The 17720-nt window shown below is 34.4% G+C and carries 13 protein-coding genes and 1 pseudogene; 11 read left to right on the plus strand and 3 right to left on the minus strand.

Going from position 1 to position 17720, the window contains the following annotated elements:
- The first annotated feature begins 9 nt into the window (after positions 1–9).
- The 3 genes from O0550_RS13475 (at position 10) to O0550_RS13485 (ending at position 2029) form a co-directional block, all read left to right on the plus strand.
- Positions 10–681 carry a DUF1266 domain-containing protein gene (locus tag O0550_RS13475; RefSeq protein ID WP_258426601.1) on the plus strand — a complete coding sequence of 224 codons (672 nt, stop codon included), beginning with the start codon at positions 10–12 and terminating at the stop codon, positions 679–681.
- A 184-nt stretch (positions 682–865) separates the two neighbouring features.
- Positions 866–1129 (plus strand): hypothetical protein, encoded by a 264-nt coding sequence (locus tag O0550_RS13480; RefSeq protein ID WP_258426602.1) that lies wholly within the window; start codon positions 866–868, stop codon positions 1127–1129.
- A 654-nt stretch (positions 1130–1783) separates the two neighbouring features.
- A complete protein-coding gene (locus O0550_RS13485) occupies positions 1784–2029 on the plus strand; it encodes a hypothetical protein (protein WP_003336370.1) in 246 nt (81 codons plus the stop codon).
- 440 nt (positions 2030–2469) lie between these two features.
- Here O0550_RS13485 and O0550_RS13490 read toward each other — a convergent pair whose 3' ends face one another.
- The 3 genes and pseudogenes from O0550_RS13490 to O0550_RS13500 all read right to left on the minus strand — a co-directional run bounded on the left by O0550_RS13490 (position 2470) and on the right by O0550_RS13500 (position 5173).
- Complete coding sequence (locus tag O0550_RS13490; protein WP_258426603.1) at positions 2470–3036, minus strand: DUF4256 domain-containing protein; 567 nt, start codon at positions 3034–3036, stop codon at positions 2470–2472.
- A 236-nt stretch (positions 3037–3272) separates the two neighbouring features.
- Positions 3273–3362 (minus strand): annotated as a pseudogene (locus O0550_RS13495) (DNA alkylation repair protein); the annotation flags it as partial.
- Between the two features lie 689 nt (positions 3363–4051).
- Positions 4052–5173, minus strand: a complete 1122-nt coding sequence (locus O0550_RS13500) for a hypothetical protein (protein ID WP_258426604.1) — start codon at positions 5171–5173, stop codon at positions 4052–4054.
- Between the two features lie 599 nt (positions 5174–5772).
- On the opposite strand from O0550_RS13500, the gene dnaN reads away from it, so the two are divergent.
- The 8 genes from dnaN to ltrA (O0550_RS13540) all read left to right on the plus strand — a co-directional run bounded on the left by dnaN (position 5773) and on the right by ltrA (O0550_RS13540) (position 17352).
- On the plus strand, positions 5773–6927 hold the full coding sequence (gene dnaN / locus O0550_RS13505) for a DNA polymerase III subunit beta (RefSeq protein WP_258426605.1): 1155 nt from the start codon (positions 5773–5775) through the stop codon (positions 6925–6927).
- A 332-nt stretch (positions 6928–7259) separates the two neighbouring features.
- Positions 7260–8600 (plus strand): helix-turn-helix domain-containing protein, encoded by a 1341-nt coding sequence (locus O0550_RS13510; RefSeq protein WP_258426606.1) that lies wholly within the window; start codon positions 7260–7262, stop codon positions 8598–8600.
- A gap of 832 nt (positions 8601–9432) precedes the next feature.
- A complete protein-coding gene (locus O0550_RS13515) occupies positions 9433–9657 on the plus strand; it encodes an aspartyl-phosphate phosphatase Spo0E family protein (RefSeq protein ID WP_258426617.1) in 225 nt (74 codons plus the stop codon).
- 27 nt (positions 9658–9684) lie between these two features.
- Entirely contained in the window at positions 9685–9816 is a 132-nt protein-coding gene (locus tag O0550_RS13520) for a hypothetical protein (protein ID WP_258426607.1), read from the plus strand.
- Between the two features lie 19 nt (positions 9817–9835).
- Entirely contained in the window at positions 9836–11266 is a 1431-nt protein-coding gene (locus O0550_RS13525) for a DNA-binding protein (RefSeq protein ID WP_258426608.1), read from the plus strand.
- Between the two features lie 389 nt (positions 11267–11655).
- Positions 11656–12168, plus strand: coding sequence for a M23 family metallopeptidase (locus O0550_RS13530; protein WP_258426609.1), 513 nt, complete (start codon positions 11656–11658; stop codon positions 12166–12168).
- A gap of 709 nt (positions 12169–12877) precedes the next feature.
- Positions 12878–14683 (plus strand): group II intron reverse transcriptase/maturase, encoded by a 1806-nt coding sequence (gene ltrA / locus O0550_RS13535; protein WP_258426610.1) that lies wholly within the window; start codon positions 12878–12880, stop codon positions 14681–14683.
- 782 nt (positions 14684–15465) lie between these two features.
- Entirely contained in the window at positions 15466–17352 is a 1887-nt protein-coding gene (gene ltrA / locus O0550_RS13540) for a group II intron reverse transcriptase/maturase (protein ID WP_258426611.1), read from the plus strand.
- Positions 17353–17720 lie beyond the last annotated feature (368 nt).

The following is a 17720-nucleotide window of genomic DNA, read 5'->3' on the forward strand; positions in this document are numbered from 1 at the left end:
AAACAAATCATGATAACGAATACTTCTCTAACAAATCCTACGAGTAAGATTACATTATGGTGCTATGGGCTAGCGGCTGTGATGAATGAAATGAATGGTCTTGATCTCGAAAATAATTATAAGCTTACCAATAGCAAGGAAAATTTACGGAGAAATAAACATTCCTTGACCCGAGACTGGGGAATTGAAAACAAGGAAGATTTACATCAATCGCTCCAATGGTTATTAAATGAAGGACATCGGCACTCATTTGATGAAATGAAGTTTTTCCTCTCCACATTATCTGAGAGTGATCAATTAAATTACATTGAGTCGATCTCTAAGACAAGTGAGAAATATAGAGAATATCAAATTGTGAAAGCATATATGAACAGGATTCCATTAGCAGGGATTGCTGCTTGGGATTGGGGTAGATATGCTAACTTGTGTCGGAAAGGAGCTTTCGTTGGCTACCTTTCAGATGATGAGGCCCTAGAACTCGTAAAACATGTTGCCAGGATTGCTCAACAACAATACTCAAGCTGGCAAGAGTTTGGAACAAGCTTTCTAATAGGAAGACAATTCTGGTGGGGACAGACAACTAGTGAGAGTGCTGTGACAATGGCACGTTTTGTACGGAATTTGATCATACATCCAAACAGCGTGTGGAATCGTTTAGATTGGAATCAACCATTGAATTAGCTAAAATCATCTCCTACGCTAACGGGGTTATAATAGAAAAAAACAAAGCATAATTAGTAGGATAATTCTCTCCTAATCGTCTATCAATAAGTAGAAGAATAATGGAAGTGCCAGAATAATATAATTTGAATAAATAATTATTCTGGATCATAATATTCCTATCTATATATTTAGGAGGGCTCTTATGATTCTTATATTTGAAGCTATCGTTTTAGTTGCAGGTCTTTTCTTTTTTAAGAACAAAGTAAAACATAATGTTTGGGAAGCCATAAAAACTTTTTTAATTGTTTGCTTGTCCGATATTGTAATAATTCAATCAGCACTTTTTGAAAATTTTAGTGATGATTCTAAGATCATTTTCTTCTTTGCTGCTATGATTGTATTTTTGGGTATTACTGTTTATAAATTTAACGAAAAGAGATATCCAAGCCAAGACGAGCAAGCTTAAAAATAACTTTTTGTTTTAAATTTTAGAAAGAAAATTTATGCCTTTCTAATCAATATCCAAGGTATCCATTTCAATAGTTGTTGCTATGTTTACTTAAATATCGCTTCCGTAGAGCTTACGGAAACCCAATACATAGGGATTGATTCAGTAACGGTTGAGTAAAAGGAATATTTTCATCAAACTATTTGTACTGTCTATGACTCCTATTTAGTTAATTGAGTAATTATGAACATTTTAAGAGAGTATGACAATCTTGATTTATGGTAATGAATTAGGAAAAGGGCTAACTCTAAAAGATGGCCCTTTGATCTTTTCTATATTAAACCGTAATACGTGTGATTGAGATGATTGGCACTAGTAGGCACATCAAGTGTATAGGCCCTTCGACACCATGTGAATTTATCAGTCTGATTGGTGGTAATGAAGTGTATTTATACTCTAGAAAAAAGTCTAGCAGTATGTCGGGCACCTCTATATACATGTTTCTAGTATGCCAGATTCCAGCTTACCCTGACGGAATGTTCAGACGTTCTTTATTTAAAAAATTTAGCTTCCTTTCGCTTGATCTATATAATACTTTAAGTTGACTGTGGTATAATGTGTTCAAATAATAGTTCTAATAAAAAACGTCTTACTTTTTATTAGGAGGTCCTAATGGAAAAATACAAAGAGGAAAAAGTGAAACATTTATATAGAGGCAGATATTATAGACTCATAAATGATACAAAAGCACATGAATACACATCTTTATATTATAAAACGTTTAGTAATCAACGAGTATCACTACAAATATTGGGTCAAAACACTTGCAATGAGGTAGAGATTGATAATATTCCTATTGCAATTCAAAAGGTCTTGTTGGAAGAAGGTTTTTATTCAGAGGAAACTCTTGAAAGTTAAAAGCAGTGTAGTATTCTTTTCAATATTTTTGGGGTAGGAGATAATAGGGCCAAATAATATCTTGTAAAGAGCGGAACAGATCTTTCGATTAAACCTTTAATTTATCAACGTTCTAAATTAGAAATATCCTAATAGTGGATATAAAATCCTACACCTGGAAACCGCAATATTAACTATTAATCAAAATAAAGCCAACCATATATTTTCTAACGGTTGGCTTTTTCTTTATTTTAGACAGATGTTGATTTATAATAAAGTTTGATTGGAAATAACTTCAAAACGTTGGCTTTCCTTTAATTTCAAGACCTATTCTTTTATAAAAAAGATTGATTATTTGATCCTCCTTATTCCACTAAAGCACCCGATAGTTGGAGAATGAAATTAAAGCCTTTCCCCAGGTGATCCGTTCTCAAATTCAAATTTAGCTGTTTATGCAAAATTTAGACCCTTAGCGAGCCACGGAAGCCCCTTGCAGCATAGTAGGATTCTGCTCCATTGTGGTACACAAAGACAGTGTCGTAGCGACGATCACAAAAGATCGCCCCACCGAGTTTTCTAATATTAGCAGGTGTTTGCACCCAGCTCGACGTTTTCATATCGAAATTTTCAAGTTTCTGCAGCTCCCGGTATTGTTCTTCCGTTAACAGTTCAATGCCCATGGTAGTTACCATATCAATAACGTTATTTTCTGGTTTGTGTTTTTTCCTTGACTCCAGTGCTTCACTGTCGTAACAAACGCTTCTGCGACCTTTAGGACTTTCCGCTGAACAATCATAAAAAATGTATTCGCCCGTCTTTTTATCATGGCCAACAACATCCGGTTCACCGCCAGTTCCTTCCATTTCATTGAGCGACCACAGTTTTTCAGTATTAGCTTCAAGCTTAGCTTGTACTTTAGCCCATTCAAGACCCTTATGGCGGTTCATGTTTTTCTCAAAACGGGCTTTCAAAGTTCCGAGTAGTTCCTCACGTTGTTCTAGTGACAACTCTTTATTTCTCTTTGTCATATTTGTTTCCCCCTTATTGTTTTTACTCATAATGGTTTAAGGAATAAACTGCTCCGTGTTCAATAAAAAATTCAATTTCTACTAAATAATTTAACCTACTTATGATAGGGTTCACCGTAATTGATCTTCAACTATCCTGCACCGTTAATTTAAGGAATTCAACAAAAATAGCGATAGATCCTTGTTGTATCAATGCCCCTGGATAATTGAAGATCGTCCGCAATTCGAGGCTGATTCTAACATCTTACATACTTGCGTTTAAATCCAAGCTTTCCTTTATCGACTTCTTTTTGAATTCTTTCGTAAGCATTTAGGAAACTGCTTTCAAAACAACATAATTATCGGTAATTATTGGTATTAAAAAGATAATAGGAAGATTCCATAATAAATATACGTCTTTTTATATCAACTTCAGTAAAAAGTTATCGAAAACTTGCAATAAACTTTAATCATTATAAAACGGTAATATTTGGATATATTTTAAAGCTGAATAACATGCTATATTGCATTTGAAATCTCATCTCAGAAACACAACAAAGGGAGAGTAAATGAATGATAAACAAATGCATTATTTGCGTGCGGGAATTTAAAACACATGATGTAAGAGTTACTTTTTCCGATAGTAAAATTGAGGCCCATTTAAATTGTTTCTTCTATGATTTACCCAAGGCACCAAATCCTTCGAATTCGGATTATAAAGCAAAGAGAGAAAAATGGGAAAGACTAGTATGTGAAAAAGCGAAAAAACTAATGAAAAACACCGCGCTCTAATTAGGACTATAACAAATCATTTTGACTCTGTTCCACAGTAAAAATTCCATCAAATTTTTTAGAAGCAGCTGGGTAAGTAAAGGGAGCCGTCAAGGAAAAGGGAGAAGATTTTTGCCTAGCAACTTTGACGAAGCTGGGCCGATCACCAATGAGCTAGTGAGTCAGGATGGCGCCTAGGACGGGGGAGGGGGAGATAAGGGAGAGATACTTCTTGCAAGTAGTATCTCTCTTAGCGTTATATTATTTAGTTACTAATTACCACTTTTATCTCTTTAGATGTTAGAAGGGATAATTTTGATTTAATATACGAACATATATATTCAAAGACGATTGGGTCAAATTTCATGAAGTATTCTTCTGGTATCCCTATATTAAGTGAGTGATTTAATTTATAAGCAGGGGAGAAGCTATCGTACAAAGTATTAATAACCTCTTTTGAAAAAGATAAGTTTTGCATGGAGTCACCACGGTGGAATTCTAACAAAGATAAGTAGTTATTATAAGCTTTGAGTAATTCATTTATGGTAAGAGCTTGTTCTACCTTAGTTTGAACACTAGATAAAGTAAACAGGTATTCTTCTAAGCTTCTTGTAGTTGTCAGCAACTGAATATTTTCTCTTACATTGGATGAATTGATAGATTCATCGTTATACTGATCGTCTTGAAGTAATAGTTCTAAGTAGAAATTAAACTTAGATGTACTGTCCATCTGGCTAGCAGCATCATGATAATCAACTACAAAGCAGTTTTTGAAAAGATCGGTTTGAGATATCCATTTTACCTGGTCTATATTCAAGTAAGTTAGAACGTTATTTGTAATAGGGGATTTCATTATTAGTTGATCGCACAAATTATAAATAGAAGCTGGTTTTGAAATTGTTTTGAAATCCCCACTGTTATCTTTTCGTTGTAATAACTCAATACGATTCCGTTTAGGCCAGCTACTTAATAAATTTATCATATCATCGGCCTCAAGCTGAATCTCATTTTCCTTCACAACGAGAATGTGTCTAATCTTGTTACCGTTACCTATTACAAAAGAAAATCTTTCTATTATTTTTCTAGAAATTCTTTTAGCCCATTCTTCCTCAATAAGAAATTCGGTCCAAACGTCCTTTGGAACATAATACCGATTTTTAAGTTGCTTGGTTTCTATGTGGCAATCCTTTTGATTTTTTTTCTCGGGAATATAAAACATTTCTACTAATTTCATTTCTTTAGGAAGTATGTAAGTTTCCGCTTGTAACCGAGATTTAACTTGAAGTAGTTCCTGAATTTGTGTTATAGAAAAATATTGTTTTTGAAAGTCCGATAAAGAAGATTGCTCAATAGTTTTAACTAACACATCATTATAATGAACAGCCATGTAAATACCTCTTTTTACTTAAAATTATATAACAATCCATAATAATATATCAAAAACCAATTCTTCTTTATTTACTAGCCAACAAAAAAAGACCTGCTAAAAAGCAGATCCCTAGGGAGATAATTCTTCATTCTTTTACGGGCATGTGAAAGGAGAAGAAAGTTCCCAGACCAGATTATAACAAAATGCTATCGTATTGTCATTTATTGTTTGCACAAAAGTTCTATAGAATATATAATATCCAGAAAGATTGTTGTTTTTTTTGGCCACTTATTTGTGTGCAGACTCAAAACATTTAAGCTCATTTGCTGAGTAGTGAATTCATTATTGAATTCTCTCTTTGCAAATGGGCTTTTTTGCTTTTTGAGAATTTAAAAATGAAGAAGAGGGATATTAATGTATTTCAAAAGGCTCTTTTTAATTTCTCTATCAGGATCATTAACAATTTTAATTAGTGATGTAATGGTTATGCTCTTGAAAAGGAAAGGGTATTTGTAAAAAAACATACATTTTTCTGTTGTATAGGAATGTTATAAAAACGGGCATTCAAAAAATTGAAACTTATAATCAATTTTTTGAGATGAAAGGAGAAATTTTAAGTGAAAATCGAGATAAAGAAGGTAGCTCTTTATAAGGCAATTTCTATAGTTAATAAAGCAGTTTCGTCTACCCCAAAACGAGATGTCTTGAAGGGGATATTGATAGTTGCTGAATCAGAAGGAATATACCTGACAGGATATAATGAAATATTTGCTATCAGACATTTTATTCCTTGTGAGACTGATGGAGAACTCCAAATTAATGTACAAGAGTCTGGAAGCATAGTATTACCAGAAAAGCATTTAACCCAAATTACTTCAAATTTTAGACAAGAATGGATGAGTATTGAGATTGATGAAGATAATAAAGCGGTCATTTATGCGGAGTCGAAAAAATCAAAAAAACGCGTATCAAAACATGATTTAAATGGATATTCCTCTAAAGACTTTCCTGTTTTTCCAGGAGTAGAAACTACTGGGGATTATGAAAAGGGATTTGTTATCTCTTCGAACAAATTAAAGGAGATAATATCTGATACAATCTTCGCAATTAGTACATCTGAAATAAGACCTATTATAACAGGGGAACGTTGGGTTTATGAAAACGAAGAGCTAATAATTGAATCTACAGATGCACATAGGCTTGCGAGAAGAAGAACGGAGGTTACAGGAGATAAAGATACAATTGATTTCGTTTTTCCAGGGAAGTCACTAATGGAATTAGAGAAAATACTTAACGAAAGCGATGCTTCGATATATACAAATGGAACATCTGTGCTTATTAGTTTTGGGAATACTACATTTATTTCACGTACCCTTGAAGGTGTTTATCCAAACACCTCAAAAATAATCCCAGAAAAATTCACTACAGAAATAAAAATCAATAGACTCGAGTTGATAAAAGCACTCGATGGTTGCAACGTATTTAATGGTGGTAAAAATCCTCTCATTAAAATACAAATTCTTAACGATTCTACTGTCTCTCTTACGTCTGTTGAGTCAGGAGTAGGGAGTGCTGAGGAAGTCATGGAGTGTACCAAATTGTCAGGAGACTCTATATCTATAAAATTAAATAGAAACTTTTTGTATAGAGCACTTAAAGCTTTGAATGAAAAAGAAGAGGTTATTATACGAATGGCAGGCCCTTTGCTGCCAGTTGTTATTCAGTATGAGGATAGGGAAGATCATGTGCAGCTTATGCTGCCTATGAGATAAATAAATAGTATTTTAAACACTCATTATATAGCGTTTTGGGGGTAAGATCTAAGATCATAACGGAAATGCTACCTTAAGGGCAACACATATATCTTCTTTTAAGTAGTGGCAAGCATTGACACTATTAAATGGAATGAAAAGATGAAGGAGAATACATAGGCCGTGAGTTAATCGCGGTCTTTATTTTTTACCATATTATCGTGAGATTAGGCATCAAATTTTACTTTTACAAAAAATGAGCATGTAATTATTTATTTTCATTTACAAAAATATACATTCAAGCTAAAGTTTAAAGAAATGTCATGTTTCATAAAATAAGAAAGGGGATTAATATGGAAGGCAGTCTAAATTTCACAGCTGTGGGGGATCTAATAAGAATAAAACGTGAACAAATGGGCATGAGCATTTCTGAACTTGGCAGAGTATCTGGTGTTAGTAAAAGTATACTCGCAAGACTAGAAAGTGGAGAAACCAAACGACCTGAATTGAAAACAATTAAAGCCATATCAGATGTCATGGATCTACCATATAAAGATATTTTCGAGTATTACGCGGAGACAGAAATCCGAATTGACGCATTAGAAAAACTTATTTTAGAAGCGATTGAAATCAAAGAATTTGAGGTGATACCATCTCTAGCTCAAAAGCTTCTTATCTCTTCTAATGAAGATACATATACCGCTATAGAGCGTCTCCATAACTTTACCGAAACAATTTCTAATGAAGATGTAAGATTGATACTTTACAATTTCATTATCAAATATGCTAGACAACATGGAATCCCAAAGTATGTAGCTAAAGGGTTATTAAGTAAATACTTAATTGACATCCAGGATCTAAATAGGGTAGAAGAAACATTTAAAGAGGGAGAAGAAATTTTACATTACACAGATTTCTTGAGCCAAAAGGAACGGATAAACTTTTATTATGAGATGGCATTTCTCGCACACGGTATAAAGAAATACGAGAAATGTATCGAGCTTGGTAAGGTGGGACATTCTGAAGACAAAACGAATAATGAGAGGAAAGAGCGAGTTGCATTAGCGATTTGTAATTCTTATTTTCGAATAAATGACTTTTCAAATTTGGAAGAGCACCTTGAGATGTATGAGAAATTAGGTTACAGCTTTATAGTTGAGCGTACTAAAACTTTTCGTTCTGTCATATTATCAAAAAAAGGGGAATATGACGAAGCAATTCCACTCTTGAAGGAGTGTGTGGAAGAAGCGACAGACAATAACCGTATACACAGGGTTAATGAACTGATAGAAGCGTTATTTACAATTAATGATACTGATTCCCTTCAACAAATCTTTGAACAAGAGGAAAAAAACACATTGGTTAAGATTATTACAACCTACAAATTTTCTGAGTTAGGAAAATACTTCAAATACAAAGGTATGTACTTTGTGAATCGAGGGTTGTTTGAAAAGGGAATGGAATCATACCTTCAAAGTATGAATTACTACTGCAAAATTAGTGATCGTGAGGGGATTATGGATTGTTCTGAAAAGATTTATGGACATCATTGTGAACAAGGTAAAGTAATAAATTTGGGGCTTTTGAATAAAATGAAAGAAGTGTATAATATAGTAAAAAATGGTGACGGAAAGGGGAGTAAAGATGAAAAAATACTTAGCCATTCTCATGACTACTTCGCTGGTATTATGTAGTTCTTTTTTTACATTTTCAATTTCTAGTAACTTAGATAATCATGTAGATTACAGTAGTATTAAAGTATATGTTGACGATCCCCAAGGTTAACAATACATCATACATTTTGCTCCAATAGAACGCGCTAAGCGTTCTTTTTTTTTAAAAACACAGGCTTATCATAAAAGTGACGGTAATAAACTAGTCAACTTACCTAAATACCTTAGAAACATGTGAGCACTAAGAGGATAGCAAGACTGATGTGAAACAAAATATTAAAAATCTTCTAATCAATCTATGAAAAAATATAAAAACCAGATATTGGGTTCAATGAGCTTTTGGTGTCTTGCTCTCCAATTTTTTATATATAAGATATCCTTTTACTACCCAATTGATCTAGTAGTAAAGCATTTTGAACTATTAAACAAACATTGCATTATCTTTTTTCTTTTAAATATTTTCTTGATTCCTAAAGCAGCTAACGCAATTTAATCTATATACACCAGTATAAATTTGGAACCAAAACAAAAAAAGGTATTAATTCCATCCGGTTTGATGAATTTCATTATACATTTTTTATCATATAATTTAGAAATTATTTATTGAAAAAATGCCATATATCTTGAATATTATTTTTCTATCTATAGCTATGATTAGATTCCATTTTGTCGAAAAATATTTAGCCGTTGCGCATATCGCTAAAAACCGGAAATCGCGGGACAGATGGTAAAATAATCCACAGAGAGAAGGGAGGAGGGGGATGTTATCGGCCTTTGCATTTTATTACTAACGAAGGGTGTTCCGAAGGTCTCAGAACTTATTGGAACGCCTTCAACATTGGCAACGAATAATATGACTCAGGAAATCTCTACGGCTAATTCAAGAACAGGGAGAGTAGAGAATTTACTGAAAGAAAACGATTTACAGAAGCTTATAGAAGTCCTCCGCAAAGAGTTAGAAGAACTTTATTTAAAAAAAGGTTCATTTTTACATCCGGCAGTACAACAAATAAGTCAGCAACTAGATGAGTACATTGTTGCTTTCCAAAAACTCTCCAAACATCTAGAGAGACAATGAATTTGGTTCCATTAGGAGGAATATATCATGTTGGTATGGAGTGAAGGTTCAGACCCTATTGATGTAACACCTCGTCGCGAAAAGAAAAAAGACACGACTTCGAGAACTACTGATCATAATGAAACTCAAAAAGATAATTGGTCAAAGATAAAAAAATAAATCATAGGAGTGCTTTTACATGGCTACTCAAAAGCAGCCTGTAATTCGTCCAATTCAGGCAGAAATAGAAAATCTTATCAAATCATATAATTATACGCTTAGTAAACTTAGTAAATTAACCCATATCAATGTCGGTCATCTATGTGGATTCTTGAAAGGAAATGAGAATAGGGAACTAACAATTGACCAATTAAATGCGATTGGACAAGTTTTTGGAAAGCCTATCGGGTGGTTGTACGATTTATATGTTGAAGAATGCTTTCGAGGAGGAAAGATTGCGAAACGACGAGTTAAACCCTATTTGGTTCAATGTGCAGAATTAGGAAGGTATGACTGCATACAGATGGTAATTCCAAAGTTGTTGGAAGACCCTAATAACATCAATTTTCTCTTTGATATAGCTGAACAGCTATTTGACAAGGGAAAACAAAAGGAATCTGCTTATTTTTATAAATTGGTTGTTGATAATCAAGATAATATCCTTTCCAAAAGAATAGTTATGAGCCAATATCGGTTATTTCAATCGGCAGAGAAAACGAATAATAAGACACTCTGGCAAGCTATTGTTAACTTTGAACCTTTTCGAAAAAAGTTATCATCAGAATATCAACTAGAGGCCCTTTTACGATTAACTAGCTATTATCGATTATTGCAAAGCTGGGAGGAGGTAAGCAAATCAGCTGAAGAATTGTTAGAACTAGCCCATTCAATTTACAATGAATTATCAAGGGAACAAAAAGACACAAGAAAAAGGGGCAAGCAGTTTAAACTTAAAAACAGTTTAGTTGTATATTTTGGACATGCCTATCTGTTAAAGGCGGTTTCTATGGAAAAGCAAGGGTATTACGAAAAAGCAGAAGAATTAGTTTCAAGATATGCAGATCTTAGCTGGTTTGAACTACTTGACGAGAAAGGGAGAGCAGAAGTTGAGTATTTTAAGCTGATGGCCATGGAAAACATGTATAGACTAGATCTTCTTAAAGGGAATACACATGTTCTTGCTGATTACATTACATTTCTTAAAAACCACCCTATAAAGATATTATCTGGGTTATTAGCAATTATGGAAGCGGCTAATAAGCATAGACTTACTGTGGATGACATACTGGACAAGTTTTCAGAAGAAATAGCTTATTTCCATAATTATCATGACTCAACCAATGTAGATCAACATCTTCAGTTTAGGTATCAATTAGCTATTTACCAATTTAAAAATGAATGCTTTCAGAAGGGGATAGCTGAAACTTTACGATGTCTCACTTTATCTACAGTCATGAATAGTAGTAAGAAATTTATACGCTGCGTAACACTTTTTGAAACATATAGATGTCATTCATTAGTTGAACAGGAAAAAGAATATAAGATAATTTTGGAGGAGGTGATGCGTGATGAAAGACTAAATGGACGCCCTCAACCGCTCAATGAGGAACGTCCAATTGTGAAACATTAACGCACAGCTAACTAGACAACATAATTCGGATTTACAGACATTCACAGAGACTTTTCTAGAAATTAGAAGGTTTAGACTCCCCCCTTAAGTGTTGAGCAGCATTCTTGATGTTATTTAATACTTGGTGGTAGCCAAAGGTATTATTTCAACTCAGAACGTTCCTATGTTTCTTTATGAAATAATTAAAAAGAAAATTACTAACATCAGGACTATAGATTCCTTGCGAAACGGTAGACAATTAACAAATTGAAAGGAAAGAGAAATAGAGCTTCTTCTGTACTGTTAAAATTAGAGAGAATGTCTTGAACAAAAACATTCTGATTAATAATGTAAAATATTTACATTATTAATCTTTACTGTTAGTATTTATGGAAAGAGGTCATTAGAATTTGAAAAAGAAAAAACTTATTGTAAGTATTCTTACGGTTGCATCTATTCTTACAGTAATTTCTTCAGCACATGCCCGATTAGAACCTAACAGAGAAGATCCTGGTACGTATCCGTTCAAATGGCCAGTCCCAGACTCCAGTAAAATTAATAGTGATTTTGGATATCGAAAAGATCCACACACTGGAAAGAAAGTATTGCATGCTGGACTAGACATTGCCCCCGTGAAAAGAGGAGTTCCAGGAGACAAAATAGTTGCAGCTTATCACGGAACGGTTATTCGTTCTGAACGTAGTAGTAGTTATGGTTTCGTAGTATATATTAATCATAAGCTAAGAAAAAATGATTGGGTTCAGACGAGATATGCACATATGAGGAAAAAGCCAAGCGTAAAGAAAAATGAAGAAGTTTCAAAAGGAACAAAATTGGGAGAGATGGGAGAAACCGGCCAAGTAACAGGAGTTCATCTTCATTTTGGTACGACACGTTTCAACCTAACTGAAAATATAGCTTGATAGCTAGACAATCAGGAACGTTGAGGGTTCACTTTCGAGTGAGCAACAACTGTATAAACGAGAGATGGAATGATAACAGTCATGTTTGTTTGAAACATCTCCACTGATACTCCTTACTGCTACTAATCTTTATAGGGATTAGGGTGGGAAGTTAGGTAAAGTCGGCAGAAGGATACCTAAGTTTACTTAATAAGTAAATATGGTGTCTAATATGTCGGGTGGCTAAAAAGTATACATGGTGAGAATGTCCAATAAAAGACTGACGAACTTGCGAATGTACGGCTCTAGAGCAGGGGATTACACGAAAGTGTAATGACTACAAAAAGTAGGGTTGTGTACCGAAAAGTAAGATTCGAAGTTATGAAATTCGGGATAGCGAACAATGACGTTATAACACAACAGGGCTATAGCAAGCACCTAAATATACATGTACAGCTAGTTTATACGGAACGTGGAAAGCAACAAACATCGCAAAAGTGGCTATAACCACGATGGTAGACATATAAATTACGCAAGTATATTAAAGTCTTTTATTGTTGTGAGAGCGAAGGCACGACCGTTGAAGTGTTTGTAATGAACATGGAGGGACAGCCTTTAGTCTAATTAGTTAACTTATAAAACTTAATGTAAGTAATCTCAAAATAAATGAAACTCACAGTGTCGAGTAAGATGATAGGAACCAAATTTCTCTAGTATGGGGAATCTATCGGTGAGTACGAAACTACGAAATAACGAATACTATAACATGCAAGAAACATTCGACATGTTATATGAGAGCAGTAGATGTAATAACACAAAAGGCATCAATCTATTAGACATAATTACGAGGAAAAACAATATTCTCCTTGCATATAGAAATATCAAAACTAACAACGGTTCGATGACAGCTGGAACTGATGGGGAAACAATAATGAAATTCAAAGAGATGAATGACGATGAGTTCGTTGAACTCATAAGAAAATCAATCTTTGACTATACGCCCCAACCAATAAGAAGAGTTGAAATTCCGAAACCAAATGGAACAAAGCGACCATTAGGGATTCCAACAATTAGAGACAGGATAATACAGCAATGTTTTAAACAAGTTCTCGAACCGATTTGTGAAGCGAAATTCCATAACCATAGTTACGGATTTAGACCAAATAGAAGCGCAAACCACGCTATAGCAAGGTGTCAATCGTTAATCAATATTGCCAAGTTACACTACATTGTTGATATCGATATTGAAGGATTCTTTGACAACGTAAACCACCGAAAATTAATAAAACAGCTGCACAACATTGGGGTTAAGGACAAAAGAGTCCTAACTATTGTCAATAAAATGCTAAAAGCTCCAGTTAAGGGAATAGGTATTACAAATAAAGGAACTCCACAAGGAGGCATCTTAAGTCCCTTACTAAGTAATGTTGTATTAAATGATTTAGACTGGTGGATAAGTAGTCAATGGGAGACATTCGAAACAAGGCACACATATTCAGAAATTGGTAAAAAGTATAGAGCATTAAAGGAATCAAGCAATATGAAGGAAATGTTTATTGTCAGATATGCAGATGACTTCAAGATATTCACCAGAGAGTACGAAACAGCCAAGAAAGCATATCATGGAGTCAAAAAGTACCTTAATGATAATCTCAAACTGAATTGCGCTAAAGGCAAATCTAAAATAACTAATATCCGTAAAAAGGGATCGGACTTTCTAGGTTTTAAAATAAAAGCTAGAAAGACTAGAGGGAAATACGTAGCTGATACAAATGTTAGTGACAAAGCAAAAGAGAAGATTAACAAAAATCTAAAAGAACTTATAAAAACAATCGGTAAAACCAATAACGTCCGAAACGTAATAAGATATAACCTTTACGTTTTAGGTATACAAAATTATTACCGATGTGCTACACAAGTAACGATTGATTTTTGTAAAATATCTTATCATGTTAAATCGACACTGTTCAATCGTTTGAAAAGTATTGCCCAGAAAGTAAAACCAAAAAATCCTTCGGAATTATATAAATCACTATATACTCGTAGAAATCTAACGTATAAAGTTTCTGGTACTTATCTCTTTCCTATAGATGATATTAGGACAAAAACTGTTATGAATTTCACACAGAGTATTTGTGACTATACAGAAGAAGGAAGAAAAAGCATTTATAAAAACCTAGAACAATCAGTCACACATAACCTTATGAAGATGGCTAGAGAAATGAATAATCAGAACACTGAATACGTAGACAATAAGATGTCAAGATACTCAATGCAAAAGGGAAAGTGTAGTGTGTTAGGTATCTTTCTGACAGCGGAAGATTTACACTGCCATCACATTAAACCGAAAGTATTAGGTGGAACTGACGAATTCAAAAATCTAACTATAGTTCACAAGGGAATTCATGTGTTAATACACGCAACGCAAACAGAAACGATTGAAAAATACTTAAACTCTTTTAACTTGACTAGAAAACAACTAGACAAATTAAATAAATTTCGTAGAGAAAGTAATTTAGTTGAGATTATAAGTTAAGTCCTAATTAGATGGAAAGCCGTATGCGGTGAAGTGCGAGACGTTCGTAATTGAAAAGATTACGCATGATTTCGAACAGACTAAATTCTGTTTAAGAATAGAAGTCGAAAAGAAGTTATGAACTCTTAACTTGACGAGTGGAATGATAGGGTAACGCCTTGAAACGCTCGCTCTAATACCCCGACATGCGATTTCTAATGTGTAAATAGAAATGGTATGAAGCTCGGAGAGGTCGGCAGAAATCTATCGTAGCCGTTTTCACAAAAACGAAACCGAAAGTGCGTTAGAGGTAACGTATGTAGATGATATGTCGGGAGTCGGAAAAAGCTTAATATGGTGAGTATGTGCGAGAGCACTGACGAACTGGCGAATGTAAAACCCTGAAGCATAAACCAATAGAAATATTGGAGGCTAACTAGATTAGTCATGTCCTGCGGTGGAGTAAGAATTTCATCTATGAAACTTCGTGCAACGTTACAGGCGTTGGAAATGGACATAGGGTTATAGTCAGCACCTAAGTTAAAGCACTGATAAGGTTAAGGGAACGTCGAAAGCTAGGAACGTGGAGAGGACACACTCGATGAAACGGTGGAAAGGAAACGACGATAAGTCGATAACTTTCTTTTATCTTAGTGAGAGTAGTGGCATGAGCTGAGAAACCTCTGTAATGGAGGCGGAGCAATAGCCACAAGTCGTTATTGATTTAGACAATTCAACTCAATCGCTCGTGGATTCTAGTATGACTTAAAAGGTCACGGAACCAAAAGGGAGCGTGATAAACCATGAAGGAAAATGCAAATCAAAACCTTAAAAATAGGAATATAAGACACGCGGAATACTACGGTATGACAGATACGTTTGATAACTTATATTCGAATAGTACAAAAGGTCAAAACTTTACTAAACTAATGAGCATCATCACATCAGATGAAAATATTCTTCTCGCTTACAGAAATATCAAGCGTAACGGGGGGAGCTTAACAGCTGGTGTTGACAAAGTTACAATCAAGGATATTGAAAAATTAAGTCAGAATGACTTCCTGAAAATTGTTAAGAAAAGATTCGTGAGATATCAACCACGCAAAGTAAAAAGAGTCGAAATCCCAAAACCTAATGGTAAAGTAAGACCATTAGGGATTCCGTCAATGTGGGATAGGATTGTGCAACAGTGTGTGCTACAAATACTTGAACCGATATGTGAAGCAAAATTTAATAAACATAGCTACGGATTTAGACCTAATCGTTCTGCTGAACATGCCATTGCTGATTGTGCAACCCGTATCAATCAAGGTCACATGCAATATGTAGTTGACATCGACATACAAGGGTTCTTTGATGAAGTACATCACACAAAATTAATGCGTCAGCTATGGACATTAGGGATTCGTGACAAACAACTTCTAGTTATTATCAGGAAAATGTTGAAAGCTCCTATAGTATTACCAAACGGAAAAACTGTACATCCAACAAAAGGAACACCACAAGGAGGCATCCTATCACCCATACTGGCAAATATCTACCTAAACGAATTTGATTGGTGGATAGTAAATCAATGGGAAGAAAGAGAATGCTCAGAAATAAAACCAATGTACAGCAAAAATGGAGAACGACACCGAGGTAACGAATATAGAAAGTTGCGAAAATCTACGAAACTAAAAGAAATATACTTAGTACGCTATGCAGATGACTTTAAAATCTTCTGCCGAACAAGAAATGATGCTCACAGAATCTTCAAAGCCAGTCAAATGTGGCTACAGGAACGATTAAGACTTCCTATATCAATGGAAAAATCGAGAATTACTAACCTCAAAAAAGAAGACAGTGAATTTCTTGGTTTCACCATGAAAATGGAGTTGAAATCAAACAAGTGGGTTTGTCACTCACATGTTGCGCCTAAAGCAATCTATCAAGTTAAAAGACAATTAAAGGAACAAATAAAACTTATTCAAAAACAACCAAATAGTAATGAAACTGTTAAGGCAATTGCACTATACAATAGTAAAGTAATTGGGATACACAACTATTACAAAATAGCAACGCAGGTCTGTAAAGACTTAGCACCAGTACAATTCCAAATGTTAATTACTATGTATAATCGCCTTCGTGACAAAGGTTTTACCTCACAAGGAACTTACAACGGTCTTGATAAAGGTATTAAAAGTTATACAAAATCGTCCATGATGCGTTACCTAATGAAACGACCCATAATACCCGTAGGGTACGTTCAAACGAAAAATGCAACCAATAAGAACGTAGCTATTAATAAGTACTCATCAAAAGGAAGAGCACTGATTCACAAAAATCAACAAGCCGTTCCAGAATGGAAAGTACAATGGTTACGAGAACATCCAGTCGTAAACGAGCGTGCAAGCGTAGAATTTAACGACAACCGCATATCGCTATTCGTTGCGCAACATGGAAAGTGTGCTATTACAAGAGAGGAACTTATTTTAGATGAAATGCATTGTCACCACAAAGTGCCGTGGTCTAAAACTAAGGATGACTCCTATAAGAACCTAACGCTAATAATAAACGAGGTTCACAAACTAATTCACGCTACAAAAATGGAAACGATAAATAAATACCTAGACTTACTACGGTTGAACGATGAACAGGTTAAGAAAATCAATGAACTTCGAAAACTGGCTAATTTAGAAGCTATTTCATAAAATAAAAAACTAGTTTAGTAATATAAAACAATTTTCTTAGATTGAGTAAAAAGAGGTCTAGACAATAACGATGGAACGCTGTATGCGGGGAAACTCGCACGTACAGTGTGGAACGGGGGAAAAGATGGAGATAGAATCAAAGTCTTACCTATCGTTATAGTCGCACGTACGGTTTGGAACGGGGGAAAAGATGGAGATAGAATCAAAGTCTTACCTATCGTTATAAACGCGAGAATCTTCGAAAGAACCGGATACTTCAAATAAATCGGAACCTGTAGATCCTCTTAACTATGTGGAGCAACCAAGAAGTCTAGATGTCAGATCAACTGTAGATGAAGATGGATTTGTACCGAACCCGTATAACGAAC

Origin of the sequence: Brevibacillus halotolerans (assembly GCF_026891775.1) — a bacterium.
In the GTDB taxonomy this organism is placed as follows: Bacteria; Bacillota; Bacilli; order Brevibacillales; family Brevibacillaceae; genus Brevibacillus_B; species Brevibacillus_B halotolerans.